This is a genomic window from Paenibacillus sp. Marseille-Q4541 (genome assembly GCF_018310695.1).
In the GTDB taxonomy this organism is placed as follows: domain Bacteria; phylum Bacillota; class Bacilli; order Paenibacillales; family Paenibacillaceae; genus Paenibacillus.
Window position 1 is genome coordinate 231,887 of the sequence record NZ_JAGXCY010000003.1, and the last position, 15,310, is coordinate 247,196.

Below are 15,310 nucleotides of genomic sequence, written 5' to 3' on the forward strand. Positions count from 1 at the left end.
TCTATATACGGGGCATGAATTTCCTTGCGGCAAGAAAAAGCCACGTACTAAGAACAAATGGCATAGTGAGTGTAGGTAGACCATAAGGCAGGAGCCAAGTGGTGATACTTGCCGTAATAGGTACGCAAATAACGGCAGCAATGATTCCAGTCCATGGTGCTAAACGGCTCTTACTATCAAAAACATGACCTACTGCCAGAATAGTTAATACGGCATTAAATCCGTAAAGTCCTAAATTAAGCAACGTAACTTCTGCTCCGAGTCCATAAGCCGTTAATAGCGCAACAGCTGAGCCAATGATGGTATAAAAGCCCATTCTCCAACTCGCCCAAAAAACTCCAATTATAACCAAAATGCCAGATAAAAATTGATCTTGGAAAAATACTTGTCCAATTCCATTAATCAGACCACTCACCCAATCGATTGTACCTTCAGGATGCAGATCCATGTGGACAAGATCTTGGGGGACGAGTTCTGGACTTAACCGGAATGCTCCTAATTGATAGGTAGCAAGCAATAAAAACCAAGTCAATATGATGTATGGAAACGTCAGTACAGGTATTTTGAGATTTTGCATCCAATGCATCATACCCGCTGTAAAAAAAACGACAACCACTGCCCCTGCTAAAGCAATGATCCATCGCATAGATCCCTCTAAGTTTAAGGATAAGGCGATTCCTGCTAATACGGAGTTATATCCAAGAAGTCCTTGATCAACGATAGATTTCTGAGTTCTTCCAAATTTTCCGATGAGTGTAGCTAGGAGTGAAGATAATAAGGCAATAACACCTACCGAAACGGAGGAAATCGTTATTGCTATTAAGATAATGAGCCCAGTAACCGCATTTTCAATAAATATTACTTGAGAGATTCCCTTCAGAGTCGTGGAGAGTATGGGGAGCAGCTCTCCCTTAGACTTTGCATTTTGTTCGTCTCGTTGCATTGTAATCTCCTTTTTTCTAATGTGAAAATGATGTTACAATCACTATTTTCGACAAAAAAATTAGAAATTTGACCCAGAACATTTTTGAGAATAATATATATAAATAGTTATATGCAATTTGTTTTATATATAAATTATGATATAAAAAGATCTTTAAGTTTGCAAATCTGTATATTACGAGGATACATTGCTATTCACATATATACGGTAAAAATCTAATGAATTTTGGTGATTAACAAATTTAATTAATGAAATTAAGGAGGTATAAATTATGCAACTATTACCACGCGAGATTGACAAACTTTTGATTGTTGTTGCTGCTGACCTTGCCAAAAGAAGGAAGGAGAGAGGACTCAAACTAAACCATCCTGAAGCGACCGCTTATATAACTTATGAAGTGTTAGAAGGTGCGCGAGATGGAAGAACAGTTGCTGAATTGATGGAATATGGTGCAACGATTTTGACTCGTGAAGATGTGATGGAAGGTATTCCAGAGATGATTCATGATATTCAAGTTGAAGCCACTTTTCCTGATGGGACAAAACTGGTAACGGTACATAATCCAATTAGGTAAGCGGCGAAACGATAGGGGGATATTCATATGATACCTGGTCAAATTTTTTTGAGAAAAGAAGATATTACTTGTAATGTTGGAAGACTCGCTTCGAAAATCAGAGTAAAAAACACGGGCGACCGTCCGGTACAGGTAGGCTCGCACTTTCACTTTTTTGAAGTCAATGAAGCTCTTATATTCAATCGTGAAGAAGGATTTGGGAAACATTTGAACATCCCGGCGGGTGCTGCTGTCCGTTTTGAACCTGGGGATGAAAAAGAAGTAGAAGTGGTCTCTTATGCTGGAGAACGCCGTGTATACGGATTTAACAATAAAACGGATGGTTCAGTGGAAGGTGGGTGCAAATAATGAGCTTTAAAATGCCTAGAACTCAATATTCTCAAATGTATGGACCAACGACAGGTGATTCGATACGTCTTGCTGATACCGATCTAATCATTCAGATAGAGAAAGATTATACATCGTATGGGGATGAAGTCGTTTTTGGCGGCGGGAAAGTCATTCGCGATGGAATGGGTCAGCATCCGCTAGTTACCCGGGGAGAAGGAGTCCCGGATGTAGTTATTACGAATGCGATAATTTTGGATTACACGGGGATTTATAAAGCAGATATTGGGATTCGAGACGGGAAGATTTCAGGAATCGGAAATGCTGGTAATCCACTAGTAATGGATAACGTGGACATTATTATCGGAGCTTCTACGGAGATTATTGCGGGTGAAGGGATGATTGTCACGGCTGGCGGAATTGATACTCATGTCCACTTTATTAACCCTGCTCAAATCGAAACAGCGTTATCTTCTGGGCTAACAACTCTAATAGGTGGAGGTACAGGTCCTGCTGCAGGATCCAAAGCGACAACCGTGACCCCTGGAGAATGGAATATCCATCGTATGCTGGAAGCTGCGGAAGGGATGCCTATTAACGTAGGTTTTACCGGAAAAGGACAAGCTGCAGCTGAAGAACCGCTTGCAGAACAAGTGCGAGCTGGTGCAATTGGACTGAAGGTCCATGAGGACTGGGGAGCTACAGCATCGGCACTTGATCATGCGTTAACGGTAGCAGATAAATACGATGTGCAAGTAGCGGTTCATGCGGACACCTTGAATGAAGGTGGTTTCATGGAAAATACAATGGCTGCAATTAAAGACCGTGTCATCCATATGTATCATACCGAAGGTGCCGGTGGTGGGCACGCACCAGACTTAATCAAATCTGCTAGCTATATGAATGTTCTTCCGTCATCTACAAATCCGACTTTACCGTATACGATCAATACGATTGATGAACATTTAGACATGTTAATGGTTTGCCATCATTTGAATCCATCGATCCCTGAGGATCTTGCTTTCGCAGATTCACGGATTAGACGCGAAACCATTGCTGCTGAAGATATCCTACAAGACATGGGTGTATTTAGTATGGTTAGCTCTGATGCACAAGCCATGGGACGAGTTGGTGAAGTTATTCTGCGAACATGGCAAACGGCAGACAAAATGAAAATGCAACGGGGAACGATGCAAGGTGACAACGAGATGTCGGATAATCATCGTGCCAAGCGCTATGTTGCTAAATATACGATCAATCCAGCCATTACTCATGGAATATCTGAGTATGTAGGTTCCATTGAAGTAGGGAAAATGGCTGATCTGGTTTTATGGTCGCCCGCTTTTTTTGGTGTGAAACCTGAAATGATTCTTAAAAATGGCATGGTTGTTCAAAGTTTAATGGGGGATGCCAATGCATCGATTCCAACACCACAGCCCGTCATTTATCGTCCAATGTATGCTCAATATGGAAAGGCACTTTCCAAAACCTCAGCAACTTTTATTTCACAATCTGCCTTTGATCTTAAAGTCCATGAACAACTAGGTTTGGAGAAAATCATTCTTCCCGTACATGGCATCAGAAAATTAACGAAAAGAGATATGAAGCTGAATTTCGAAACACCGGAGATTACGGTCGATCCACAAACGTACGAGGTAAGAGTAAACGGAGAATTAATTACATGTGAACCCGTCGATAAAGTACCGATGGGGCAACGCTATTTCTTATTTTGAGGTGAAAATAATGATTATTGAACAAATCGTAACGAATATTGAAAGCTTGGATAAAGAAGAGATTTCGAAACGTCATATTGAAAAGGTTTATCTGGAAAGTGCTGATTTAGTAAAACGAATCCAACGGGTAAAAACAGATCACGGTAATGAAATCGGTATTCGCTTAAAAGATCAGCGTGACCTTATCGCAGGAGATATTCTATTCATGGATGATAAAAACATCATTATGATCGATGTTCTCTCTGATGATTTAATTGTCATTAGTCCGCGCAGCTTGAAGGAAATGGGGACAATTGCTCATCAACTAGGAAATCGTCACCTCCCGGCTCAATTTGAAGATGAGGAGATGCTAGTTCAATATGATTATCTTGTTGAAGAACTACTGAAACAATTGGAGATCCCTTTTAAACGAGAAGAGAGGAAAGTAAAAAAAGCATTCCGTCATATTGGCCACAGTCATGGATAAAAACACGCTTTCCTTATTCCAACTGTGTGATTCGAACTTTCCAACAGGAGCTTTTAGTCATTCCTATGGACTTGAGAGTTATATACAAGAAGACCAAGTCCATGATCAAGATACACTTTCCAAATGGCTACATGTATTCTTACATGAACAGCTCGTCCATTCCGATGGACTTGCTTCGCGACTCGTATACGATGCCTTACAGGATGAAAACTTCGAGGCGGTGTGGAAGATGGACCGAATGTTGACTGTTCAAAACTTGCCTCGTGAAACAAGAGAAGGCACTCAAAAAATGGGTGTTCGAATGTTAAGTCTCGTTGGGTCATTGTACGAAGTACCTGTTTTCTCACTATATCAGCAGCGGATGAATACGAAGAAATCTTTTGGACATCCGGCAATCGTTTTTACGATGATTGGGCACCATCTAGGTGTTTCGCAATCAACTACGATTTTATATTATTTGTATTCGGTTATTTCCAGCATTGTTCAAAATGCAGTACGTGCCATTCCATTAGGTCAGACCACGGGTCAGAAGATCATTCAACATTTTCAAGGTCCGCTAATGGAGGCAACGGAAAAGATCCTGAGTCTGGATAAAGATGAGTTCGGCGTCATTTCACCGGGACTTGAGATCTCACAAATGCAACATGAACGTGTGAATATTCGTATTTTTATGTCTTAACTTATTAACTAAAGAAAGAAGTGTATGATAATGGAACCAATCAAAATCGGTGTTGGGGGACCTGTGGGAGCAGGCAAAACCATGCTAGTTGAAAAATTAACGCGGTATTTAGAGAATGATATCAGCATGGCGGTAGTAACGAATGATATTTATACCAAAGAAGATGCTAAGTTTCTAATGGAGAATGGAGTACTGCCTGTAGATCGGATTATCGGTGTCGAAACCGGAGGATGTCCTCATACTGCAATCCGTGAAGATGCTTCAATGAATTTTGCAGCCATCGATGAATTGAAAGAGAGACATCCGGATGTTGAACTTATTTTTGTTGAGAGCGGTGGAGATAATCTTGCAGCTACATTCAGCCCTGAACTGGTCGATTTCTCGATCTACATTATCGATGTAGCACAAGGTGAAAAAATACCTCGTAAGGGCGGACAAGGGATGATTAAATCTGATTTATTCATTATTAATAAAACAGATTTGGCCCCTTATGTTGGAGCGAGTCTTGAAATCATGGAGTCGGATACGAAGCAATTTCGTGGAAATAAACCATTCGTATTCACCAATTTAAAAGATAATAAAGGCCTTGATCAAGTAATTGACTGGCTGAAAGAAAATGCACTCTTAAAGGGTTTGGAATAGCATGGAGGACTGGACAGGGATTCTGCGACTAGAAGCGGAAGAAAGAAACGGAAAAACTGTCGCAAAAAATGTTTATTTTCAAGGTGCGTTTAAAGTGATGCGCCCTATTTATCATGATGATTCTGGACAAGTCTGTTATTACATTCTAAATCCAGGCGGGGGTTATCTAGACGGCGACCGTTATCAAATGAAAATTTCATTAAGGGAACAGTCCCGGCTCACTTTAACTACACAATCGGCAACAAAAATTTATAAAACTCCGAATAAGCCTGCCTATCAGGAAACAGAAATAACGCTTAAGAAGGGCAGTTATTTAGAGTATATTACAGACCCACTTATCGGTTATCAGGATGCACGATATATTCAAAAAACAGTGATACGAATGGAGAAAGGCGCTACCTTTCTTTATTCGGATATTGTTACTTCGGGATGGTCTCCAGATGGGGCGCAGTTTAGTTATGATCTTCTTCAATTAATCAGTGAAATTTATATAGATGATGAATTGGTAGTATTTGATCATTTTAAATTGAATCCTTCGTCTCAAACCATAGATTCTCTTGGTTTTATGGAGGGATTTACCCACTTAGGTTCCATGATTGTGGTTGGAGATCAAGTAAATAGTGATCTTCTTGACAGGCTGTATCACGCGGTTCATGAAGAAACAAAGGAATTTAAGATCGGATTATCATTACTACCTGTGTCAGGGTTAATCATTAGGATCTTAGCTCATTCAACACAAACGATTGAAAAGATTCAAACGAAATGTCACCATATCATAAATCAAGAGTTTTTTAATAAACCTCCATCTTTTCTAAGGAAATATTAGTGTTTAAAACCCAGTAATCATGATGATTGCTGGGTTTTTTAATGAAAATAGGTTACATTATCTATAGATTAAAGCTACACTTAGTAAATTGGTCAGGTTGTTTAACTAACTGCCTACTTAAATTAAGATAAGGAATGAAAATAGGATGAATACTCTAGGTTATGCGATTCTTAGTGTTTTAAGCAGAAGGCCATGTTCAGGATATCAATTAGCTTCATATTTGGATGTATTATGGCCGGCTAAACATAGTCAGATTTATCCTCTCTTAAACAAAATGGAGCAGAATGGAATTTTGGAATTTGAGCTTATCAAACAAACAGGAAAGCCAGATAAAAAAATATATTCTATCACAGATAAGGGCATGCAAATTCTGAAATCATGGATTAACGAATCTCCCAATGAACAGATCAAGCGAGATGAGTTTCTGATTAAAGTATATTCCATGTGGTTGACGGATGAGGAACATGCAAGAAAATTGATAGAAGATCGAATTTCCAAATTAGAAGTAAAAATTGCTTCACGAGAAATAAAGATAGAGGAAGTAGACAAAGACCATTTAACGACTACATCAAAGCATTTTGGGCGGTATGTGCTACTTTGTAGAGGTAATTTACTGGACAAAGAAGAAATTTCGTGGTGCAATTGGGTATTAGATTTATTTGAGACTCCAAGTTTTCGTTGTGAGTAGGTAGTGTATAAACCCATAAACCAGCTAAATAATAAATAACTTGAACACCCTTTATTATTGATGAAGGGTGTTTTTAGTTTGGGAAAATTAGGTGCGAAAATACAATCATATACTATATTATTTCAACATATGAAAAATTCATAGTAGTAAAACTAATACTTATCTATCACATAATTCAGCATGATTAACTCTAACGTATCTATTCCAACATCCTGTATCAACCAGGGGAGTCTCTAAACAAATTTTCATATTATAAAAGCTCAAATTCAAAGTCTATATTAAACTAAAGACAAGGGTTGAGTAGGAAAGATACGTAAGATAAAATGATTGTATAATTTAGCGAAAATATTCAGCATACGAAGGATACAGAGCGAGGAGAATCGTTACATTTTTATGAACGTTTAGGTTTTAAAGCGTTTCATGAAGGTCTAAAGATGAAACTTTCACTCTGAACAGGGACCGATAAGATTACACCATAGCAAATGAAAATACAAAGGAGTAATTATCTATGTACGAACATCTCGTTATTTTCAAGTTCATTACTAATGTCACACCTGCCAAACAAGAGGAACTGCTAAGTCAATTGCAGGGGTTTAAGGGGCGTATCCCAGGAATACTTGATATAAGTGCAGGTATCAACGTAACTGAAGAAACGGAAAATATACATGGCTATACGCTAGGATTAAGGGTTACGTTCGATAGTCTCGCTTCCTTGCGTTTATATGGACCACACCCTGTCCATCAAGAATTTGTTAAATCAGTAGACGGTTTACTGGAAAATGTAATTGTAGTTGATTACCCAAAGGTCTAATTCACCATACTTCTTTTTTACGATTGCCTGAAGTGAAAAGTATGTAAGCTTAAGATGTCGCCAGTCTGGCGGCCTTTTTTGTTATTGGGATATAAGTTCTCGCCCCGAGCTCAGGCACAAGAACTCATATCCTATTTGATCTCAGGTTCTCAATCATACAAGAACCTTCTTACCTATGCGGCATGATTGTCATGATTGGATTACTATACGCCCCATTCCTTGCGAGCATCTGCAACTGTTTTTTGCGGAGTCTGACCCCAGGCATAATGTCCTTTAGGCTTACGGCCAACCCACCGCTCATCAGCAGGCTCGGAAGCGAGCTGGTAGCGTGTGTCTGAACTGATTCTGAACCGATTCGTTTCATTATTGAGTGAGGTATGCATCATATACATTCCAAAAATAATTGCGTCCCCGGCCTCGAAGGAAGTTGTTGCCCATTGTCCACCATACTTATCAACGATTTCAACCGGATCTTCAGAGAACCACCCTGTAGCGATATTGTCACGATCAACGTCCATTTCCCCGTACGTTTGTTTTATCTTGTCGTAATGCTGAGATCCGAGACACATAGCCAAAGTCCCCATTTCTAGTGGGGTATCGCCAAAAGGGGTCCACATTGTATATACGTTCTTTGTTCCTCTTCCCATGTATACAACATCATAATGAGCCCCGGTATTTCCTCCTTGTGCAATGGCGCGGGGCCATTTAAAGTCATATGTCATAGATTTACCATCAAGGAGTCGATCAAAAAAGCTCATGACAGATGGATGGTTTACGACTTCCAAAAAGTGAGGGAAATCGGTCTGCAGTTCTTCTGCGCTCCCACCCCACATTCCACCTTTGTTCCCTTCGTCGGAAATACGTCCTTCTTCAAGTGGGGCATCCGGATGAATCCTTCCCATAGACTGCAGTTTCAGCAAAAAATCCATTCTTGCTGACATTACCCGTTCCCGGTCATGAAAACCCCGAATCAGCAAATATCCATCTTCATTTAAACGATTCTTCAATGCCTCTGTATCCTCCAAAATATCATTGCTGCTTCTTAATTCAGTTAGATACTTGCTTCCCATCTCTAATTCTCTTTGTCCTATAGTTACTTTCATTCTAATCTTCTCCTTTCGATTCCTTTCGGTCGAATGCCGCTTTTATAGTGGATGCATTGTCAGCATAGTGCATTTGATTCGAGAAGTATTTAGTCAAAACCGAACATCATTTACACAAAACCTGTCATACGATCCAAAAAAAATTTAGATATAAATGACCATTTTTATGGCTTGATCTTGGAATTTATGGAAGTTATAGTTGAATTCACTATATCTTTTAGGATATCCCTAGGAGGAGGCAACGGATTTGAGTGAAATCAGAAGTTTTATTGGCGCTCATAACGAACATTGGGAAGACGAAAATTTATGGGTCCATCCTGAATTAGAAATTACGATCATTATGGAAGGCAAAGGCCTATTCCGTACAAATGATGAAGAAGTAGCTGTTGAAGCAGGACAGGTAGTCTTGATTCCACCAAACGTTCCTCATTCTTTCCATGCCTTAGCACCGATCCGATTCGGTGTTATATTAGCTGATGATATCCCTTCGCATGTACGCGAACTGTTTGATCGTCTAGTTGAAGACAGTCAGCCTCGGATCATAGTCCTGTCTCGAATTGATTCAGAACATTATGAACGCTTGTTTCGCGAGTGGTTAAGAATTCGGACCTCACGGTTGAAGGAACCGATGAGAAATTACTTAGTCTGGATTGAGGTATTGTTATTATTCCTGAACGAACATTCACATTACGATCAACAGGCATTGTCTGTTTCATATATCGGTGATTACATCCGTCAACATATCCAAGAACCTATTCAAATTTATACACTCGCGAAGATGTCCGGACGTTCCGAGGAAGGTTTTCGAAAGCAGTTCCATAAAATGTACGGGATGACTCCAAAACAGTATCAACAACAATGCAGGCTTACAGAGGCCAAGTGGCTGCTTAGCAGTTCTGATAAAGATCTTCAGACAATTGCCGATCAGATCGGCTTTTCCCAGCTACATTCTTTCTCGCTCTGGTTCAAAAAGTTGGAGGGCTGTGCTCCCTCGGAATGGAGAAACAGGCAGCGCTTATTTCATCTCTAAAGAGAAAATGCAGATGATAGAACTGCCGGATAAGGCTTTTAAGAGGTAGTAGCATTGTTGTTTAGAAGGGGGAAGGTTTTTGGAAACCTTAAGATGTTGTCCTGAGAAATTAACTAGTGAAGATTTTGAGGAAGTGAAAAAAATCTACACCGATGAAAAGGTTAGAAGATACTTAGGTGGTATCACTCCTGAGGAACACGTGGACGGATCGCGGTACGAAATAGTTACAACAATATAATACCTTTTATTATTTCCTTTATTACCTTAATATAGATATCGGAGTAATGATAAATACAATCTTACATGTCAGGTACATATCATAAAAATTAAAATTAAACTATCATTCTTAATGAGGTGAAATGGATGTCATTCCGTATCGTTCGAAGTAATTAGTTTTCGGGCTGGAGAAAAACGCGTACCAGCTACCAAGGGGATTTTATGCCCTTTTGGTCTTGTGAACTAAGAACTTTGAATGGTGTCGGGCTGATATTTATACAATGTAAGCCAAGGACACTCGGTCTGCTTGAATGAAGGAACTGATGAATTCTTCAGTTGCTCCTATTCATGTACAGTCCCGTACTCCTTGGCTTTTTATTATCTCATTTTAAAGGTGGAAGAATATGAACAGGTCTGAGTATAAGGATTTCTACGACAAAGTTGGAAAAGTGAACGGCTGGGACTTTAGCAAACTAAAGACTATTTCCGAAGGTGAAGCGTGGATTTTTTATCAAGAGGTTGTTGAACGTTGCAGGAAGTCCGATTTATTACTCGATATTGGTACGGGTGGTGGCGAAGCTTTATTATCTATTGCCGATGCTGCCTTACTTCTTGTAGGGATTGATCATTCAGAAGCAATGATACAAACCGCTATTAAAAACTTGGGTGAATCAAACCAAACCAATATTCGATTCTTACAAATGGAAGCTGAAAATATTACGTTTCCCCATCACTTTTTTAATGTGGTATCCTGTCGACACAGTGAGTTTTCTGCAAATGAAGTCACTAAAGTGTTAGCAAGTGATGGTATTTTCTTAACTCAACAAGTCAGCGAAAATGATAAGTTCAACATTAAACAAGCTTTTCAAAGAGGACAGAGTTATGGTACTGAGAAAGGGAGCTTAAAAGATAAATACCTTAGAGAGTTAGCTGAAACAGGTTTTACTGATATTCAGGCTTATGAATATGATGCAACGCAGTACTTTCAAACTTACGAGGATTTGGTCTTTTTTTTGAAATACACTCCTGTTATTCCTAACTTCGGGCAAACAGATCTTGATTTCGAAATACTTCAAAAGTTCATTGAATCCAATCAAACGGAGAAGGGAATCAAGACCAATACGGAACGTTTCATGATTGTGGCAAGGAAATAATAGGTTATGAAATTAACAGGTAGCATTAGCTTCAAACATGTATGTGTGTTGCTTGCATGTACCTGGTACATTTGTGCGACGAATTCAAACCAACTAGTAAAAATTGCACACAGTTAACCAAGTTGATGGAGAGAGGAATGGAGGAACATGGACGAAGAGAAAAAGTCTCATGAAAAAACAGAGACGGTGTTAGAAACAACCGAAGTTATATCAGTGAATGTGTACAAAATCAATCCTGAAGAGAAAGAGAAGCTCGAAAATTTCTCGAATGATAGCAGCATGGAATTAATTAGAGGTTTAACAGAAAATGAAGCGAAGACTTTCTTGAACCTTATATATGCGATTTTGAAAGATAACGAGATCCCAAACGAAAAATTGATTTCACAAGTATTATCCATTTACGAGAAACGAATACCGAGAATGGTTAAAGCAAGACAGAATAATTAATCATTAAGTAGATGAGCAGGTGCTTCGGTATCCTGATTAAGGTAACGGGCAGTTCACTTGGTGAAAAGCAACTATACAATGAGACATCTAAAGAAGAGTTAGATGTGTCAATTAAATCAATACCGAGATAAAAACGTCGAGTTGTGATAATATAACAGGCTTGAGACACTGTTAAGTATACAGTGTCTCAAGCCTGTTTGGTGTTGTTGCAAGAACATACGGGAAATATATATCCTAACCGATATTTATTTAGTTTAGTTTTCCATCAGGTATGGTAATGATAACGGATGTTCCTAGTCCTAGCGTACTATTTATTGAAAGTCCAAATGGATGTCCATAACTTAATTTAATTCGATTGTGGACGTTGTAGACTCCGATATGTTCATTATTCCCTTCATTGGATTCTAGTCTTTCGTGTAATTCACGGAGCTTATCCGTATCCATGCCTACACCGTTATCTGAGATGATGATTTCTACATATCCCTCGTTATTTCTAGCCACTTGAATACGAAGTTGGCCTCCTTCGATCAAAAGTTCAATGCCATGATGTATTGCGTTCTCAACAATAGGCTGTAAAATCATTTTCGGAATTTTTAGATTTTTCAATTCTTGTGTACATTCGATTTCATAGGTGAAGCGTTCGGAAAATCGAATTTGTAATATTTTAATATAAGAGTTGACGATATATAGTTCTTCTTCTAACGTAACTTCATCGGCACCTTTAATATTGTAACGTAACAGGGTACTTAGTGATGATGTCATCTCATATATTTCATGATTTTTCACAACAAGGGCCATACCCCGGATGGAATCGAGCGTGTTGTATAAGAAGTGAGGATTTACTTGGCTTTGAAGATGAGCCATCATAGCTCGTTGTTTATCGAGTTCAACCTCATAAAGATGGGTATTCGTATTGACTAACTCATAGGTAAGATCATGAATTCGTTCTAGCATCATATTGAATTCTTGCGAGATGACTTCAATTTCTGCATAACCTTCCAGATTGATTTTGGACTGGAGAATATCGATGTTCCCACTCTTAGGTTGCCTCATAAAATGAATAAGTTTTCCGAGTGGTTTGAGGATATTCATCATCATCATGGAATAAGGAACCGATACCAGAAGAAGCGCAATAATGAAGAGAAAAATCCCGGCTTTTTTTAATTTATTCACGTCTTTCATTAAGGCACTTACAGGAACGGCAGTAACGATTTTACCTTGAATTTCTGGGAGTTGATGCGCATGAATTAGATACTTATGTCCATCCATCAGAACTTCTGCAGGTTCAACTTGTCCAACATCTGAAATAGAATCAAGATTTCCCTTCAGCAAGGTCGTCATCTCTGCTGTTGGCGCAGAGTTAGAATAGACTATATCATGATGATCCATTAGATAAACACCTGTGTCGGCAAGGAGAGGATATCGAAGAAGCTCTTTGTTGATGGCTCTTACATCAAGCGCGATGATCATATAACCTATTTTTTCACCAAAAGTAGTGGTATCTCCGATATTAAATATGTTCATACCAAAGAGTAAGGCATCATTCGGATAGAGTGACGTTCCCTTGTGAAAGCCAACATAGTTAACATTTCCTCCGTCTCCAAGTCTGCCTTTAAGCCCTTCAATATATCCAATATCTCCTTTTAGATAGCTGTATTTATTATTTCTATTTACTACAATGATATTTAAAATATCGCTATTTGAATTTTTAATGATGCTCATCAGGTTATTCATTTTTTTGGACAACTGATAGGTTTTATAATTATCGTCTTCAACTAAAAAATCTTGGATCGTATTGTCATAACCTACATAGGCCATTAGATTCGTGATGTCTGAATATTTCGAGGATACTCTTTCTCTCAGTAATGAGGCAATTTCGTTGTTATACTGTGTGTTTTGTTTAATCACGATCGTACTCATTTGATTGTACACAATAAAGATAATAATGGGGAGGATCGTAACAAGAAATAAGCCAATCAATTGTACCTGCAAACGTATGGATAGTTTTTTGAGAAAATTCATGATGGTGAATTCTCCATGTGCTGATCTCGATACTGTGTAGGAGTCATTGCATTAAACCTTTTAAATAGTTTAGAGAAATAGAAATAATCTTTAAAACCGACTTGCTCACTGATTTGATTAATATGTTGGTTGGTCTCAATTAATAATTTGCATGCATACTGAATTCGTTGACGAGAAATATACTCAGAGAAACTGTCTCCAACTTCCTTCTTGAATAAATGACATAAGTAGTTAGGACTGAGGGAAAACCGTTCGGACAAGCTATGGATGGAGATGTCTTGGGTGAAATTAAGATGAATATAGGAGAGAATTTCTTGAACTCTTTTGTGATTTACTGTGGGTATACGCTTATATAACTCTTCGGAAAAATATTCTCCCGCATGAACCAGTAAATAATCCAGCATGGCGTTGCTTGTTGTGAATTGTCTAAGCAGTTGATCATAACCTTCAAATATAAATGAAGGGCGTGAGTTCTCTTCTTGGAAAAATAAACACATCACTAAGTGGTAGATCATATATGCTTCTTTAATACTGAATTCCCCTTCAAAGAATCGAGTTCTACTGAGCTCTATCGATGTAGCAAACATCACGTGATCCCTGCGGTTGAAGCTATCCGATATGGATTTTAGAATCTCATCGATCCGAGAGGAAGTTTGAGCCCTATGACTAAATACACCCGGAATTTCCGTAATGAATATACGATAAGCTGCAAGCGTTGCTGCCTCAATAGATTTATGAAGCTCGGAAAGATCAGTAATGGAAAAGCCCAGTCCAATATTGAAGTTACTTGATTCTACCCTTATTGAAATATCCTGCTGGAATTGATTCATGTCCTTAGTATTCAGTAAGTAACCATAACGGTGAAGACCCATCTGAAACTCAATACAAGGTACATCTGTATCCACAAGATGTAGGATAGATGTACCAACAGAAACTGCAGGTGTTACAATGAGATTCTCATCTGTTCCTAATCCATATTGAGTCATAATTTTACGAATCTCTGATATGTTTCCAGAGCAAATACGCTCATAAAGGTCGGCAGAAGAAACGGTTAGGAGGGTGGGTTTAGGTTCAGGGGATAATTCTATCATCAATTTAGATAGCAAATGATGAATTTCGTATAGATCAAATGGCTTCAGACAATAGCCAAAAGTACCATAATCGAGTGCTTTTTTCGCATAAGCAAACTCAGCATGTCCACTTAAAACGATAAACTTACTCTCCGGGCTGAGATGTTTAGCCTTTTGGATGACTTCGAGTCCATTAAATCCAGGCATACGTATATCGGTGAAGACGACATTGGGTTGTAACTTCTCAATTAAAGCAAGTCCATCGATGCCATTGGTCGCTTCTCCAATCACCTCAAATCCATATGCACCCCAATCCACACCTGCCTTAATTCCTTCAATAATCCACCGTTCGTCATCAATAATAATAACACTATGCAACTTCATTCCCCTTCCATACAACAATATATCAGTTAGAAATCTATGAAAGCGCATTAAAATTTATAGAAGAATAATACTATATTTTATTTATAAGGTAAATCAATGTGTTTTTATGTTAATTCACCCAAAACGTTTCCGGTATAGATCATATTACGATTCCTATGGATAAAACTTAGAAAGAGCAGATATGTTAGATCACAT

General features: G+C 38.6%; 17 protein-coding genes and 1 pseudogene. 14 read left to right on the forward strand and 4 right to left on the reverse strand.

Annotated elements, in window-relative coordinates; translation table 11 throughout:
- Position 1 precedes the first annotated feature (1 nt).
- On the reverse strand, positions 2–943 hold the full coding sequence (locus KFT32_RS05920) for an urea transporter (protein WP_211746202.1): 942 nt from the start codon (positions 941–943) through the stop codon (positions 2–4).
- A 271-nt stretch (positions 944–1,214) separates the two neighbouring features.
- Between KFT32_RS05920 and KFT32_RS05925 the strand changes: the two genes are divergently transcribed.
- The 10 genes and pseudogenes from KFT32_RS05925 (at position 1,215) to KFT32_RS05965 (ending at position 7,689) form a co-directional block, all read left to right on the forward strand.
- A complete protein-coding gene (locus KFT32_RS05925; RefSeq protein ID WP_211746203.1) occupies positions 1,215–1,517 on the forward strand; it encodes an urease subunit gamma in 303 nt (100 codons plus the stop codon).
- A 27-nt stretch (positions 1,518–1,544) separates the two neighbouring features.
- Complete coding sequence (gene ureB, locus KFT32_RS05930; protein ID WP_211746204.1) at positions 1,545–1,865, forward strand: urease subunit beta; 321 nt, start codon at positions 1,545–1,547, stop codon at positions 1,863–1,865.
- Positions 1,865–3,577, forward strand: a complete 1,713-nt coding sequence (ureC, locus tag KFT32_RS05935; protein ID WP_211746205.1) for an urease subunit alpha — start codon at positions 1,865–1,867, stop codon at positions 3,575–3,577. The genes ureB and ureC overlap by 1 nt, the downstream gene beginning before the upstream one ends.
- Positions 3,578–3,587: 10 nt before the next feature.
- Positions 3,588–4,043 carry an urease accessory protein UreE gene (gene ureE, locus KFT32_RS05940; protein WP_211746206.1) on the forward strand — a complete coding sequence of 152 codons (456 nt, stop codon included), beginning with the start codon at positions 3,588–3,590 and terminating at the stop codon, positions 4,041–4,043.
- Positions 4,036–4,722, forward strand: coding sequence for an urease accessory protein UreF (locus tag KFT32_RS05945; protein WP_211746293.1), 687 nt, complete (start codon positions 4,036–4,038; stop codon positions 4,720–4,722). Before ureE ends, KFT32_RS05945 begins: the two co-directional genes overlap by 8 nt.
- 30 nt (positions 4,723–4,752) lie before the next feature.
- Complete coding sequence (gene ureG, locus KFT32_RS05950) at positions 4,753–5,364, forward strand: urease accessory protein UreG (protein ID WP_211746207.1); 612 nt, start codon at positions 4,753–4,755, stop codon at positions 5,362–5,364.
- Between the two features lies 1 nt (position 5,365).
- Positions 5,366–6,190: an urease accessory protein UreD gene (locus KFT32_RS05955; protein WP_211746208.1), complete on the forward strand. Its 825-nt coding sequence runs from the start codon at positions 5,366–5,368 to the stop codon at positions 6,188–6,190.
- Positions 6,191–6,335: 145 nt separating this feature from the next.
- Positions 6,336–6,878: a PadR family transcriptional regulator gene (locus tag KFT32_RS05960; protein ID WP_211746209.1), complete on the forward strand. Its 543-nt coding sequence runs from the start codon at positions 6,336–6,338 to the stop codon at positions 6,876–6,878.
- Positions 6,879–7,225: 347 nt separating this feature from the next.
- A pseudogene (locus tag KFT32_RS27165) lies at positions 7,226–7,330 on the forward strand (GNAT family N-acetyltransferase); the annotation flags it as partial.
- Between the two features lie 56 nt (positions 7,331–7,386).
- Entirely contained in the window at positions 7,387–7,689 is a 303-nt protein-coding gene (locus KFT32_RS05965) for a Dabb family protein (protein WP_211746210.1), read from the forward strand.
- Positions 7,690–7,892: 203 nt separating this feature from the next.
- Here KFT32_RS05965 and KFT32_RS05970 read toward each other — a convergent pair whose 3' ends face one another.
- Complete coding sequence (locus tag KFT32_RS05970) at positions 7,893–8,792, reverse strand: phytanoyl-CoA dioxygenase family protein (protein WP_211746211.1); 900 nt, start codon at positions 8,790–8,792, stop codon at positions 7,893–7,895.
- 247 nt (positions 8,793–9,039) lie between these two features.
- On the opposite strand from KFT32_RS05970, the gene KFT32_RS05975 reads away from it, so the two are divergent.
- From KFT32_RS05975 to KFT32_RS05990, 4 genes are all read left to right on the forward strand, one after another.
- Positions 9,040–9,822, forward strand: a complete 783-nt coding sequence (locus KFT32_RS05975) for a helix-turn-helix domain-containing protein (RefSeq protein ID WP_211746212.1) — start codon at positions 9,040–9,042, stop codon at positions 9,820–9,822.
- A gap of 79 nt (positions 9,823–9,901) precedes the next feature.
- The gene (locus KFT32_RS05980) at positions 9,902–10,060 is read left to right on the forward strand and encodes a hypothetical protein (RefSeq protein ID WP_211746213.1); all 159 of its coding nucleotides are present in this window, start codon (positions 9,902–9,904) and stop codon (positions 10,058–10,060) included.
- Positions 10,061–10,442: 382 nt separating this feature from the next.
- Positions 10,443–11,192: a class I SAM-dependent methyltransferase gene (locus tag KFT32_RS05985; RefSeq protein ID WP_211746214.1), complete on the forward strand. Its 750-nt coding sequence runs from the start codon at positions 10,443–10,445 to the stop codon at positions 11,190–11,192.
- A gap of 147 nt (positions 11,193–11,339) precedes the next feature.
- Positions 11,340–11,639: a hypothetical protein gene (locus KFT32_RS05990; RefSeq protein WP_211746296.1), complete on the forward strand. Its 300-nt coding sequence runs from the start codon at positions 11,340–11,342 to the stop codon at positions 11,637–11,639.
- Between the two features lie 249 nt (positions 11,640–11,888).
- On the opposite strand, the gene KFT32_RS05995 is transcribed toward KFT32_RS05990, so the two are convergent.
- Together KFT32_RS05995 and KFT32_RS06000 are read right to left on the reverse strand one after the other, a co-directional pair.
- The gene (locus KFT32_RS05995; protein WP_211746215.1) at positions 11,889–13,661 is read right to left on the reverse strand and encodes a cache domain-containing sensor histidine kinase; all 1,773 of its coding nucleotides are present in this window, start codon (positions 13,659–13,661) and stop codon (positions 11,889–11,891) included.
- Positions 13,658–15,115 (reverse strand): helix-turn-helix domain-containing protein, encoded by a 1,458-nt coding sequence (locus KFT32_RS06000; protein ID WP_211746216.1) that lies wholly within the window; start codon positions 15,113–15,115, stop codon positions 13,658–13,660. The genes KFT32_RS05995 and KFT32_RS06000 overlap by 4 nt, the downstream gene beginning before the upstream one ends.
- Positions 15,116–15,310 lie beyond the last annotated feature (195 nt).